Below are 12,983 nucleotides of genomic sequence, written 5' to 3' on the forward strand. Positions count from 1 at the left end.
TATGACAACTACTTCCTTTGATTTTAAGCGGGATGCGCTCCCGCATCTGATCGCCGTGCTGGTTTTTCTGCTCCTGACGGCGGCGTACTTCTCACCGGTACTTTTCGAAGACAAAGGATTGGCCCAGCACGACATCCTGCAGTTTAAGGGTGGGGCCAAAGAGATACAGGATTACCGCGAGGCCACCGGCAAAGAGGCCCTCTGGACGAACTCCATGTTCGGGGGCATGCCGGCCTACCTCATCAACACGCACTTCCCCGGCGACTGGTCCGGTTATATCCACTCCATCCTGACGTTTAACCTGCCAGCCCTGGCCGGTAACATATTCATCACCCTGATTTGCGCATACATCCTGCTGGTGGCCATGGGCATGAGCGCGTGGCTGGCCATGGTGGGCGCGGTGGCGTTTGCCTTCACCTCCTACAACATCATCATCCTGGAGGCGGGTCACAACACCAAGTCCTTGACTATCGCCTATATACCTATGGTGCTGGCCGGCCTGATCTACGCGCTGCGCCGCAACCTTTGGATCGGGGCCGCGCTGTTTGCCGTGGGCCTCACGCTGAACCTGCACTTCAACCACCTGCAGATGACGTATTATATGCTGCTGCTGGTGATCATCTTTGGCGTGGTGGAGGTTATATATGCTGTAAAGCACGGCACCATTGTAGAGTTGCTGAAGCGCGGGCTGGTACTGGGCGTGGCTGCCATCTTGGCTGTGGGCGTGAACTTCGGACGCTTATATACCACCGCCGAGTACAGCGCGCACAGCATCCGGGGCAAGTCGGAGCTGACGCAGCCGAACAGCGGCGAGAACATTGGCAGCGGCCTGGACCGCGAATATGCCTTTAACTGGAGCTACGGCATCGGCGAAACCATGACGCTGCTGATCCCGGATTTCTACGGCGGCAGCTCCAGCGCGACCTTAGACAAAGACTCCGAGACGTACAAGGCCTTCACCAGCATGGGCGTGCCGGCGGCGCAGGCCGACCAGATCGTAAAGCAGGGCTTGCCCATGTACTGGGGGCCGCAGCCCATGACGAGCGGGCCGGTATATGTGGGAGCCATTGTCTGCTTCCTGTTTGTGCTGGGCCTCTTTATTGTTGACAGGCGCTGGGTGAGCTGGCTGGTGGCGGGGACCATTCTGTCTATCATGCTGGCCTGGGGCAAAAACTTAGAAGCCTTTAACTTCTTCATGTTCGATTACTTCCCGGGCTACAACAAGTTCCGAGCTGTGTCGTCGGCGCTGGTGATAGCGCAGATCACGATGCCGTTCCTGGCGCTGCTGGCCCTCTGGAAGCTGCTGCGCGAGCGGGAGGCGATCAAGGATTTGGAAAAGAAGCTGCTGATTTCGGTAGGCATAACAGGCGGGATCTGTTTGCTGGTGTGGCTGTTTGCCGGAAGCGCCAGCTTCGTGTCGGCCGCAGACCAGCAGCTGATACAGGCGCAGTTCCCAATCGATGCCATCCGGGCCGACCGCGAGGGGCTGATGCGCTCTGATGCCTTCCGCTCCCTGGTGTTTATCGTGCTGGCGGCGGGTGTGCTGTATTTCTATCTCAAAAACAAGCTGTCGGCCACCTCCGCTATTGCCGCGGTTGGCGTGCTGCTGCTCGTGGATCTGTGGGCGGTGGACAAGCGCTACCTGAACAACAGCGATTTTCAGCAGAATGTGGTGACGAACTACTTCCAGCCGACACCCGCCGACCAGGTAATTCTGCAGGACAAAGACCTGAGCTACCGCGTCATCAACCTGCCGAACCCGTTTAACGACGCCCGCACCTCTTACTTCCATAAATCCGTCGGCGGCTACCACGGCGCCAAACTGCGCCGCTACCAGGACGTGATCGACCGCCATATCTCCCAGAACAACCTGGAGGTATACCGCATGCTGAACACCCGCTATGCCATTACCGGCGATCCGAAGCAGTCGGTGCAGCGCGTGCCGGGTGCCCTGGGCAATGCCTGGTTTGTGGAGGAAGTAAAGCCGGTGAAGTCGCCGGACGAGGAACTGGAGGCCCTGACCATGTTTGACGCCGGCGCGACAGCGGTGGTAGATGTAACCAAGTTTCCGGAGGTAGGGAGGCGCAACTTCCCTGTCGACAACGCCACCATCAAGCTCACCGAATACCAGCCGAACTACCTGAAGTATGAGTACCAGGCGGAGAAAGAGGGGCTGGTGGTGTTCTCCGAAATCTATTACGCCGACGGCTGGCAGGCCTACCTCGACGGGCAGCCGGTCGACCATTTCCGGGCGGATTATATCCTGCGGGCCATGCAGGTGCCGGCGGGCAAGCACACCATTGAGTTTAAGTTTGCGCCGGAGGCCTATACCCTAGGCAACACCATTTCCCTGGTGTCGTCTGTCCTGCTGCTGCTTGTGGTGGTGGGTGCCATTGCCTATGCGGTAAAGAAAAAGCCGACGGAGGTGCCGATCGTGGAGAAAGTGTAAATAAGTTAAGAGTTCAAAGTTAAGAGTTAAACTCCTGATAAGGTAGAGAATATAAGCCTCGGCAATTTGCTGGGGCTTCTTTTTGATAGATGGAAACACCGTTGCAAGCACTACAGGACCCGCTGCTGCAGGAGCAGGAGATCGCGTTATATATAAAGCGGGAGGACTTGCTGCACCCGGAGATATCGGGCAACAAGTGGCGCAAGCTGAAATACAACCTGCAGGAGGCGAAGCGGCTGCGGCACCACACCCTGCTGACCTTCGGAGGGGCTTATTCCAACCATATAGCCGCCACGGCGGCGGCAGGAAAGGCACATGGCTTCACTACCATCGGCATCATCCGGGGGGAGGAGCACCTGCCTCTGAACCCGACCCTGCGCTTCTCCACCGCCTCCGGCATGCAGCTGCAGTATATCTCCCGCGAACAGTACCGCCTAAAAGAGGATCCGTTTTTTCTGCAGGAACTGTCGGAGCGGTATGCGCAGCCTTATATACTGCCGGAAGGTGGCACAAACAGCCTGGCTGTGAAAGGGTGCACGGAAATAGTAGAAGACATCGCCATCGGCTACGATTATATATGCTGCGCCTCCGGCACGGGCGGCACGGCGGCTGGTATCATCGCCGGGCTGGCCGGGGAGAGGCAGGTGCTGGTCTTTCCGGCCCTGAAGGGCGGTGACTTTCTGCAGGAGGAGATAAAGCAATTGGTATATGAATACAGCGGCCGGGAGTTCAGCAACTGGCGCCTCCTCACCGGCTACCACTTCGGCGGCTATGCCAAGGTAAAGCCGGAGTTGCTGGCGTTTATGCAGGCCTTCCAGAAGCAGCACCACATCCCGCTGGAGCCTATCTACACCGGCAAAATGCTCTACGGCCTCTTCGACCTGATCCGGCAGGGCTACTTCCCCAAAGGCAGCCGGATCGTTGCTGTTCATACGGGTGGCCTGCAGGGCAACGCCGGGTTTAGGGAGCGGCTGGGGGTGGAAGTGTAACTATCCTTCCCCCTGTTTCTTCCACTTATCTATTTGCCAGCTGATTCCTGTGGCTCCAAAGGCAAACACCACAAATACTACGCTCATCAGGAAACGTCCAGTCTCGTTTTCACTGGTGATGGTGGTGATGAATGCCTGCTGCAGCACCAGCAATGCGCCAAATACCCGGACAGGCAGGGATATAGGATACTTTGATAAAGCGATAGCCCCAAAGATGTACATTGGCCAGAGAAGCAGCGCGATCATCGTGTTATGAAACACAGAAAAGAACGGCTTCACATTTCCCCAGAACAGCAGGAAGCGGAGGCCAGACATCCTGAAAAAATAGGAGGAGTTGTCTCGCACAAACAGGTAGAGCTTTGTAAGTGGGGATGCATCAGCGGGAGGCATGATTATCGGTTGAGCTGAATGCACGAGCAGGCCTTTGTACAGGTATATAACTTCGCCTTTTTCGTAAGTTTCCACAACAGTAAAAGATTGTAACAGGTACTGGTCTACGACTAAAATGGTGAGCGTAGGAATGATTGTTATGGACAAGAGCAGCGTTCGTTTGGCTCTTACTGTCGGAGCAGTTAAATAGGCAACAGTAACGATATAAGCCATATAGGCTACTACCGCAATGAAGCCGTTTGGCCGGACCAGCGCCACATACAGCAACACCGGAAGCGCCCATAGGGATTGCCTCACCGAATTCGACTTCACCACGAGGTAAAACCCGTACATCAGCAAGCTTACATAAAGCGACTCCGTCATGAGGAAGGCGTGAAACAACTGCAGGTCGTACCAAATGATCAGCACAAATGTAGAAAGGACGGGAGCGAGCGCATTGCCAGCTAACAGCTTCGTTGTGCGGTAAAAGAAAACGGTGGCGACACCCGAAAGCAGCGTTTGCACTATAATTACACTTTTCAGGCCTACCCCCAGCTTGAACAGCAGCGCGAGAAACAGCGGGTAGCCCAGGTACTTTATGTAATAGTTGTTGGCGAAGTAGAAGTCATCTGCGATGGAATGCGCATAGGCTAAATACTCCCGGGAGTCGTCAGTGGTGCGGACGCCGTACTTCAAGAAAAGCACTGTGTGCAGGAGTGTCCAGAGGAGAGCCAATGTTACTTGTGCTCTGGTCTCGGTGGTGGCGCTTAGCTGGGGGCAAGGCAATATAGCCTGTAACTTATTGGGCATGGTTTGTGTTGAAACAGCATAAATGTAATATAATTACACACGCATCTAAAAACTTATTCTGCCTCATGCCCCTGCTCCGCCTCCTGTTCAAATTCTTGCCCTGGATTCTCATCCTATTGGCCGGATACTTTCTATGGAGCAGCTTCAAAAGCTATTTTGACAAACCCGAGGAGAAGAAAGAACCGGAGGTAGTCGTGAACTTTAATACCGTGCTGACTTCGGTAGAGGACCTGGGCCGGATGGAACTGGTGCGTTACAACTTTAAGGATGTGGTGGAGTACGAGAAAACTGTCTCCCGTTTTATCCCCAATTCCAAGCTGGTGCTGATCGTGTCGGGCGAGGCGGTGGGCTGCGTGGACTTCGCCAAAATCACGCAGGCGGATATCCAGTTCCAGGGCGATACGCTGGTGCAGGTGGCCTTGCCTGCCCCCGAGATCTGCTACTATAAAGTGGACCATAGCAAATCAAAAGTCTTCAGCAAGGAGAACACCTACTTTCAGGATGCGGAGCTGGTGGAGGAGGGCTATAAATACGCCGAGCAGAACGTGAAAAAGGCTGCCCTGAACTCCGGCATCCTGCGACAGACCACGGTAAACGCCGAGAAGATACTGAAACCCATGCTGGAAGAAATCACCGGCCGCCGCGTGGTGCTGGTGCCGCAACGCCGAATCCAGAACCCGAAACTCCCTCCGAGACGTTAATTGTTAGTTGTTGTTTGCTGATTGTTTTCTATTCTAAGGTTGTACAGTAGCCATATATAGCTGTAACCATGGAAAGAAAACAGACTCCCCTCCTTGGAGTAGCCTAAACGAGAGTTTAGAGCTACCGAGCAAAGCTCTGAGGGGCAGGGGTGGTTTGAACCAGCTTCTGGACAAAAGGATATTCAAAGCAACCTCAGTTACACTTTTCCTGCTCCGCAGAATGCAAGTTGCAAACTTGCATCAAGTGCAGCCACAAGTTACGCTGGCGCTAAACTTGCGGCATTTACGGCATCTCTATACTTCTTCAGTTTTCCTCCAACCCTTTCAGCGCATCCTGCACCAGGTCGTTTTCGTAGCCTTTGCTCACCAGGAAATATGTGAGCTTCTGGCGGCGGAGGAATGGGTTCTTCTCCTTTTCGGTGGCGTCCTTTTTCTCCAGCAGGTTCAGCAGGTTCTGCTCATATATCTCCGGGTCAATTTCCTTCATGCCCTGTTTGATGCAGTAGTCGGAGATGCCTTTGCTTTTGAGGCCCTGGCTGATCTTGCGGCGGCCCCATTTCTTGAGGCCGTACTTGCCGCGCACGTAGCTTTGAGCATACCGTTCCTCGTCCAGCAGTTTCTCCTGGCCCAGGCGCACGATCAGTTCTTCCACATCGTCCGGCTCCAGGCCATAGGTATATAACTTCGAGCGCACCTCCTGCTGCGTCCGCTCCTGGTAGGCACAGTAGGCTGCCGCTTTAATCAACGCCTCTTTGGGCGTGTAGTGCTTCTGCTTCTTTTGTCGGTCCAAGTGGGGGATGGGTTGATGCTTCAAATATAAACAATACGGGCTGAAGCAGAGTTTCGGAGTTAGAAAGTTTGGGAGTTAGAAAGTTAAAAAGTTAAACGAGTGGTGCCGTTTATATATAGCTCATCATCAATCAACCATTTAACCATTAAACAATTTAACAATCAGCAACTAACAATCAACAATAAACAACCAGCAATCAACAATCCACAACCAAAAATCCTGACCTTTGCAGCCTTGCATATCGTAAAAGCCCATGCTTTCCAAGGGAGTAAAGTACATGCTGCTGTCCACGCTGTTCTTTTCGCTGATGAACGTCAGCGTGAAGCTGGTGTCGCATATACCGGCGGCGGAGGTGATCATGTTCCGGTCCATCATCTCGCTGTTCATCAGTTATATATACCTGCGACGCGCGAACGTGAGTGTGTGGGGCAACAATCATATATGGCTGGTGGCGCGGGGAGTCGCCGGGGCCACGGCACTGCTCCTGTTCTTTAACACGCTCCAGAACATTCCGCTGGCCACGGCGGCCACGGTGCAGTATATGTCGCCCATCTTCACGGCGATACTGGGCATTTTTATCGTGAAGGAGCGGGTGCGGCCCTGGCAGTGGGTGTTTTTCGGGCTGTCGTTTGCCGGGGTGCTGGTGATCGAGGGCGTGGAGACGGACGTGGATGCGTTTTACCTGTGGCTGGGCGTGCTGAGTTCCGTTTTCTCCGGCATTGCCTATACCATCGTCCGGAAGCTCAACACCAAGGAGCACCCGCTGGTCATTATCTTCTACTTCCCGCTGGTGACGCTGCCGGTGGTGGGTATATACAGCTTGTTCAACTGGGTGCAGCCGGAGGGTTGGGACTGGGCGCTGCTGTTGCTGGTGGGCGTGCTCACGCAGCTGGGGCAGTACTATATGACGATGTCGTACCAGACGGAGGAGATTTCCAAAGTCGCCAACCTCAATTATATAGGCATCATATATGCCCTGATCCTGGGCTACTTCCTGTTCGGGGAGCTGTTCAACCTGTGGTCTTATATAGGCATGGCGCTGGTGCTGCTGGGCGTGGTGCTGAACATGCGCTACAAAAACCGTCTGGCGAAGCGGGAGGCAGTGGCGCAGGAAGGCGTCGCGGTAAAATAGCTCGGGCAGCTATATAGGCAAGAGGGAAAGTAGTTTAGCTTTTGATTACATTGCTTTTGGTATATAGTATATGCGCAAGTCAGGTTGCGGTTATTTGTCAAAAACGTCAATAAGCCGTATGCCTTTTTATATCTAAAGTTAGCAACTTGATAAAGTTAAATTTCATCTTCAAAAGGAAAGAAAATTTATGCAGATACTTTACATTATTGGGAATGGATTTGACCTAAGTTTAGGATTAAAAACAAGTTATAGCGATTTTTATAATTATTATAAAACTGTAGAATCCGATAATGCTAATGTTCAGAGATTGAAAGAAAATATATCAAAATCATATGAAAGTTGGTCAGATTTAGAGTTGGCTCTCGGGTCTTATACACAACACTTAGAAAAAATAGAAGAGTTAGATGATATTTTGCTCGATATAGGGGATGAACTTTCTAAATATCTTCATCTTGAAGAACTAAAACTTGAAAATTATGAATTTGACCAGAAAGCCTTTTTCAATTATCTAAGTTTCCCTGAAAGTGTATTTTTACCAGCGGACAAGGAAGTCTTGTTTAATCTCAAAAAGAGGTGGGAAAATCATCAGTGGAATTTGAATATTTACACTTTTAATTACACGTCGGTAATTGAAAGAATATTCGGTGGTAAACAGAAAAATGTAATACTCGCAAATCACACAAACCAATCTTCAATCATATTGCGAGAGATTAAGCATATACACGGCTTTTTAGACAATGACATGGTTATAGGGGTAAACGATAAGAATCAAATAAAAAATGAATCCTTTCACGGTAATATAGATGTGTTAGAGTCAATTGTTAAGAGTGAATGCAATCGAGCGAATAGAAATAATATTGACGGACAATTTACCAATGCAATCAATTCTGCAAATATGATTTGCATTTTTGGTTCTTCAATTGGAGAAACTGACAATAAATGGTGGGAACTCATTGGCGAAAGGCTTAAATCTGATTGCCATTTAATTATTTTTTCGAAAGGAGCTGAAATACCACCAAGAATACGCCATATGCAAGCACGAGCTGAAAGAACCTTCAGAGATTTTTTCTTAAGCAAAACAAAATTGAGTGAAGAAGAGATGGAAACTGTTGAAAAAAAAATTTTCATAGGACTTAACACAAAGATGTTTCATGGAATCATGAAAAAAAATTGAATACTATAAAAGTTCTTGTTGCCATGGAGCTACAGAAATTGTAATAGTTATAACGTGTAATCTTTGATGGGTACAATATTATTACACCCTATTTCCTTGATAATAACTTGTACGGTAAATCACAACTGTTCTTGTACCAAACGTGGATCAATATAAATTTCTCCACCCCAAACATTTCGGGCCGATCTCTGCGTTATTAAACTATATCTCGTATTTTGAGAGATAGATGGAAACAGTACGACACAGAAAATTATTGATCCGCCTCCCGCCGCTTCACACCCTTTCGCACATGCGCCACTTTTACCTGCTTTTGCTGCTGTTGCTCCTGCCCGTGCTTTCGATGGCAGGCATGCTGCGCGGGCGCATCACCGACGAGAACGGACAAGGCCTACCCTTTGCCAGCATCTATATAAAGGAAACCGCCAGCGGCACCGCCTCCAACGACCAGGGAGATTACCAGCTCCAGCTCCGCTCCGGCACTTACACCTTAGAGTTCAAATATGTCGGCTACCGCGCCCGCTTCGAGACGGTGACGGTAACGGAGGGCACGCAGGAGCTGAACGTGCAGCTGCAGCCCGAGGTGCTGGAGCTAAAGGAGGTAACCGTGCGTGCCGCCGACGAAGACCCCGCCTACGGCATCATGCGCAACGCCATCCGGCTGCGCAAGTACCACCAGAACGAGGTGAACGCCTGGAGCGCCCGCGTCTATATGAAAGGCGTGGGCCGCATGGACAAAGTGCCGTCCAAAATACTGGGCATGAAGATAGTGGACGTGGACACGGGCATTGTGTACCTGTCGGAGTCGGTGTCGGAGCTGCGTTTTAAGAAGCCGAACAAGATAAACGAGCGCATGATCTCGAGCAAGGTGAGCGGCCAGAAGAAAGGCTTCAGCTTTAACCAGGCCTCGGAGATGAGCATCAGCTTTTACGACAACCTGCTGAAGGTGGAGGGCCTGAGCGAGCGCGGGTTTGTGTCGCCGCTGGCCAGCAACGCACTCTTTTATTACCGTTTCGAGTACCTGGGCACTTTCCAGGAGGATGGACGCACCATCAACAAGATCAAAGTAATCCCGCGCCGCAAAAACGACCCGGTTTTCTCGGGCAACATTTATATCGTAGACGGCAGCTGGCGCATCCACAGCACCGACCTGCGGCTGACAAAAAGCGCGGGCATCGAGTTTGTCGACTGGATACGGGTGCGGCAGGTATATGCGCCGGTGGCCGAGCACGTCTGGATGCCGGTGTCGCAGCGTTTCAGTTTTGAGGCGGCAGGACTGGGCTTTAAGGGCGGAGGCTATGCCATGGGCGTGTACTCCAACTACAAGGTGCAGCCAGCCTACGCCAGGCCACCGCAGCTGCAGGAAGTGGAGCCGGAGCCTGAGGAGGAAACAGCCGTAGCGGCCGCTGCGCCTGCCAAAAAAACGAAGGTAAGGGTGATAGAACCCCAGGAGGTAGCGCCGGAAGCGCAGCAGCCAATTTTAGAAGACAAGCTGTTCAGCAAGGAGATCATGGTGGTGGAGGAAGATGCCAACGAGCGCGACTCGGCCTATTGGGCCGCCATCAGGCCGGTGCCGCTGACGGAGGAAGAGGTGGTGGATTATCATAAAAAGGACAGCCTGGAAGTGATCAAAAAGTCGCAGCCCTACCAGGACTCGCTGGACCGGGTGCGCAACAAACCGTCTTTCGGCAGCTTCCTGGTGGGCGGGTACACCTACTCCAACTCCTTTCAGCGCAAATTCTTCAGCATCAACCCCATACTGGGTGTTACCGGGGAGCCAAGTATTTTGCAGTATAACACCGTGGAGGGCGTGGTGGCTGATGTGCGGATGGAGTTCACCAAACGCTTCGAAGACCGCCGCCGCTACGAGATTGCCCCGGCTGTGCGCTACGGCTTCTCGAATGAAAAGCTCAACGCCAAACTCCGCCTGACCTATAACTACGACCCCATCGACAACAGCACGGTCTCCGTGGAAGGCGGCCGCTACGTGGAGCAGATCAGCACTGTGAACCCTATCTCCCCATTTGTGAACACGCTCTATACCCTGGTGGCGGAGCGCAACTATATGAAACTGTACCAGCGCGATTTTGCCCGCGTCAGCTACCGGGGCGAGCCGCTTAATGGCGTTTTCCTGAACGGGTGGCTGGACTACGCGCACCGCATGCCGCTGCAAAACACCGCCGACTTCAGTTTGAGAAAGGACCAGGAGGATGTAGAAAGCCGTTTTACGTCCAATGTGCCGGAAAATGCTGAGTTGGCAGATGCTGCCTTCTCGCCGCACGAGGCGCTCACGCTCAGCCTTAGTCTAAGCTACCGGCCGGGGCAGGAGTATATATCCCGCCCGGACAACAAGATCAACCTCGGCTCAAAGTACCCTACCTTAACGCTGGGCTACCGCACCGGCCTAAAAGCGCTGGGCAGCGATGTGCACTTCAGCACAGCCGCGTTGCACATCAGCGACGATGTGAGCATGGGCTTGTTGGGCAGCAGCAAGTACAGCGTGATGGGCGGCGTTTTCTGGAACAAGAAGGCGATGTACCTCATGGATTACAAGCACTTCAACGGCAACCGCACCTTGTTTGCGGGTATATATGAGGGCTTCCAGTTGCTGGATTACTACCGCTACAGCACCAACAACCGCTACCTGGAGGCGCACTACGAGCACCATTTCAACGGCTTCCTGTTCAACAAAGTACCGCTGTTCCGCAGGCTCAAGTGGCAGGAGGTTGTGAGCCTGAATTACCTGAACACGCAGCAGTCGCGCCACTACCTGGAACTGGGCTTGGGCATTGAGCATATCTTCAAGGTGATCCGGGTTGATTTTGTGACCTCGTTTCAGGAAGGCAACAAAGCCAGGACCGGCTTTACCATCGGGGTCGGGTTTTAATGTTAATTGTTAAATGGCTATATGGTTAAATTGTTGATCGTTAGTTGTTGATTGTTTACATAGTAGCCACAGCACGAAGGCGGTGCAGTCTCAAAATTATTCTCCTCCTTGGACTCTATGTAGGTCTCGCGAACAGGAGGGGCAGGGGTGGTTTGATCCGGCATTCAGCACTCAGAACTCGCGACTCAGAACTCACTTGTATAACCTATTAGCCCATAAGCCGTTAAAAATAGCTTTAGGACTAATTGGAAACAAACATGAAAATCACATCAAAAATATATAAAACAGGGGCAGCCGTGGCGTTTGCGGCTGTCGTGGGCTTTGGCTGTAACGGCGAGCGCCCCGCAACGAACCCGACTGACGATACCAGCACCTCAGAGGCCATTGTAGACATGACCGATGCCGAGCACCTGAACGAGCCGCGCCCGGCAGCCATCGGCGATACCGCCGTGACAGGTGAGCAGGCCGACCAGTTTGGTGATATGCCTTCTAACGTAGATTCAGCTGCCCGCGAAATGCAAGAGCTGGATAAGCAGAAGGAGCAGGAAAACTAAACCTGTAATAAATCACAGCATCTTCTGTCCGGAGGCTGCGTGATTTAGGAAGCAAAATAAGAAGAAGCCCCGCCAGTTAACTGCTGGCGGGGCTTCTTCTTATTTACCGACTGCCGTGGTGCCCACGGTGGGGATTACCAGCCCGTTCCCCCGTTTTTTGCGCCCTTTGATGTTCAGGTTATATATAACCACCGAGATAAAAATCAGAAGGTAAGCCAGCAGCTTCACAGGTGTGGTTTTCTCGCCAAAGTACAGGAACGCCATCGCGAAGTTGATGATCGGGTTGATGTACATCAGGATGCCGATGGTGCCGGATTTCAGCTCTTTCAGCGCGTAGAGGTTCAGGAAAAGCGGCACTATCGTAAAACCCACGCTTAGGATGGCGATGTTCCGGAAAAAGTTTGTGTCCAGCGCCACGGTGCTGTCGCCCTTAAAGTAAGCGTAAAACGGTGCCAGCAGCGCAAACGAAAGCAGCAGTTGCAGCGTGAGCAGCACGATCTTGTCGTAGGCCCGCAGGAGGCGCTGCGTAATGAGGTAAAAAGCATAGCTCAGCGCGATCAGCAGACTGAACAGCAGGCTCGTAATCTCGCCGCTTCCCACCAGCGCACAGCTCAGGGCACTCAGCCCGATGGCCAGCCACTGGTTTGCGCGCAATTCCTCTTTCAGCAGCAGGAAACCCAGCACCGCCGTGAGGATGGGGCAGAGCAGGTAAGAGAAAGAGCCCGTCTGGATGTTGATGTGGTTGATGACATAGATAAATGCCAGCCAGTTGACGGTAAGCAGCGCGCCTCCGCAGAAGGTATACAGCACAAACGCACGCTTATCACGGGCTGAAGCGTTTTTAACCTGCGCCAGCGTTTCCTGCAACTGCCCGCGCCGGAACAAAAGCGATATCGCCAGCAGCAACACCACCGACAGCATCACCCGGAAGTACAGGATCTGGCCGCTGGGGTAAGCTGCCAGCGCCTTCAGCGGAAATGGTATAAACCCCCATATAACGAAGGCCGCGATGGCCGACGCGTAATAGGGATTTTTGTTTGTTGCTTCCATCGCGTATATATAAAAAGAGCGCAAAGGTAAGGATTTGTTACGTGTTAGTTGATGGTTGTTGAATGGTTAAATTGTTGAATG

10 protein-coding genes are annotated in these 12,983 nt (G+C 52.3%); 7 read left to right on the top strand and 3 right to left on the bottom strand.

The window, feature by feature from the left end:
* Window position 1 precedes the first annotated feature (1 nt).
* Both ABD920_RS03975 and ABD920_RS03980 read left to right on the top strand, forming a co-directional pair.
* A complete protein-coding gene (locus ABD920_RS03975) occupies window positions 2-2,449 on the top strand; it encodes a YfhO family protein (protein ID WP_345156951.1) in 2,448 nt (815 codons plus the stop codon).
* 101 nt (window positions 2,450-2,550) lie between these two features.
* On the top strand, window positions 2,551-3,438 hold the full coding sequence (locus ABD920_RS03980; RefSeq protein WP_345156952.1) for a 1-aminocyclopropane-1-carboxylate deaminase/D-cysteine desulfhydrase: 888 nt from the start codon (window positions 2,551-2,553) through the stop codon (window positions 3,436-3,438).
* Here ABD920_RS03980 and ABD920_RS03985 read toward each other — a convergent pair whose 3' ends face one another.
* Window positions 3,439-4,617: a hypothetical protein gene (locus tag ABD920_RS03985; RefSeq protein WP_345156954.1), complete on the bottom strand. Its 1,179-nt coding sequence runs from the start codon at window positions 4,615-4,617 to the stop codon at window positions 3,439-3,441.
* 65 nt (window positions 4,618-4,682) lie between these two features.
* On the opposite strand from ABD920_RS03985, the gene ABD920_RS03990 reads away from it, so the two are divergent.
* Window positions 4,683-5,318 (top strand): DUF4230 domain-containing protein, encoded by a 636-nt coding sequence (locus tag ABD920_RS03990; protein ID WP_345156955.1) that lies wholly within the window; start codon window positions 4,683-4,685, stop codon window positions 5,316-5,318.
* 304 nt (window positions 5,319-5,622) lie between these two features.
* Here ABD920_RS03990 and ABD920_RS03995 read toward each other — a convergent pair whose 3' ends face one another.
* Window positions 5,623-6,108, bottom strand: coding sequence for a regulatory protein RecX (locus tag ABD920_RS03995; RefSeq protein ID WP_345156957.1), 486 nt, complete (start codon window positions 6,106-6,108; stop codon window positions 5,623-5,625).
* Window positions 6,109-6,361: 253 nt separating this feature from the next.
* On the opposite strand from ABD920_RS03995, the gene ABD920_RS04000 reads away from it, so the two are divergent.
* From ABD920_RS04000 to ABD920_RS04015, 4 genes are all read left to right on the top strand, one after another.
* Window positions 6,362-7,240 carry a DMT family transporter gene (locus tag ABD920_RS04000; protein ID WP_345156958.1) on the top strand — a complete coding sequence of 293 codons (879 nt, stop codon included), beginning with the start codon at window positions 6,362-6,364 and terminating at the stop codon, window positions 7,238-7,240.
* 187 nt (window positions 7,241-7,427) lie between these two features.
* Window positions 7,428-8,414, top strand: a complete 987-nt coding sequence (locus ABD920_RS04005) for an AbiH family protein (protein ID WP_345156960.1) — start codon at window positions 7,428-7,430, stop codon at window positions 8,412-8,414.
* Between the two features lie 289 nt (window positions 8,415-8,703).
* The gene (locus ABD920_RS04010; RefSeq protein WP_345156961.1) at window positions 8,704-11,298 is read left to right on the top strand and encodes a DUF5686 and carboxypeptidase regulatory-like domain-containing protein; all 2,595 of its coding nucleotides are present in this window, start codon (window positions 8,704-8,706) and stop codon (window positions 11,296-11,298) included.
* Between the two features lie 257 nt (window positions 11,299-11,555).
* On the top strand, window positions 11,556-11,852 hold the full coding sequence (locus tag ABD920_RS04015; protein WP_345156963.1) for a hypothetical protein: 297 nt from the start codon (window positions 11,556-11,558) through the stop codon (window positions 11,850-11,852).
* A 99-nt stretch (window positions 11,853-11,951) separates the two neighbouring features.
* Here the strand turns inward: ABD920_RS04015 and ABD920_RS04020 are convergent, their stop codons facing one another.
* A complete protein-coding gene (locus tag ABD920_RS04020) occupies window positions 11,952-12,902 on the bottom strand; it encodes an EamA family transporter (RefSeq protein ID WP_345156964.1) in 951 nt (316 codons plus the stop codon).
* Window positions 12,903-12,983: the final 81 nt, after the last annotated feature.

This window comes from Pontibacter saemangeumensis, from assembly GCF_039541895.1.
GTDB classification, from domain to species: domain Bacteria; phylum Bacteroidota; class Bacteroidia; order Cytophagales; family Hymenobacteraceae; genus Pontibacter; species Pontibacter saemangeumensis.

Coding starts and splice junctions, on each gene's coding strand:
- ABD920_RS03985 (WP_345156954.1), bottom strand. CDS start 4,617: ATGCCCAATAAGTTACAGGCTATATTGCCTTGCCCCCAGCTAAGCGCC.
- ABD920_RS04000 (WP_345156958.1), top strand. CDS start 6,362: ATGCTTTCCAAGGGAGTAAAGTACATGCTGCTGTCCACGCTGTTCTTT.
- ABD920_RS04010 (WP_345156961.1), top strand. CDS start 8,704: ATGCGCCACTTTTACCTGCTTTTGCTGCTGTTGCTCCTGCCCGTGCTT.
- ABD920_RS03990 (WP_345156955.1), top strand. CDS start 4,683: ATGCCCCTGCTCCGCCTCCTGTTCAAATTCTTGCCCTGGATTCTCATC.
- ABD920_RS04020 (WP_345156964.1), bottom strand. CDS start 12,902: ATGGAAGCAACAAACAAAAATCCCTATTACGCGTCGGCCATCGCGGCC.
- ABD920_RS04015 (WP_345156963.1), top strand. CDS start 11,556: ATGAAAATCACATCAAAAATATATAAAACAGGGGCAGCCGTGGCGTTT.
- ABD920_RS03975 (WP_345156951.1), top strand. CDS start 2: ATGACAACTACTTCCTTTGATTTTAAGCGGGATGCGCTCCCGCATCTG.
- ABD920_RS04005 (WP_345156960.1), top strand. CDS start 7,428: ATGCAGATACTTTACATTATTGGGAATGGATTTGACCTAAGTTTAGGA.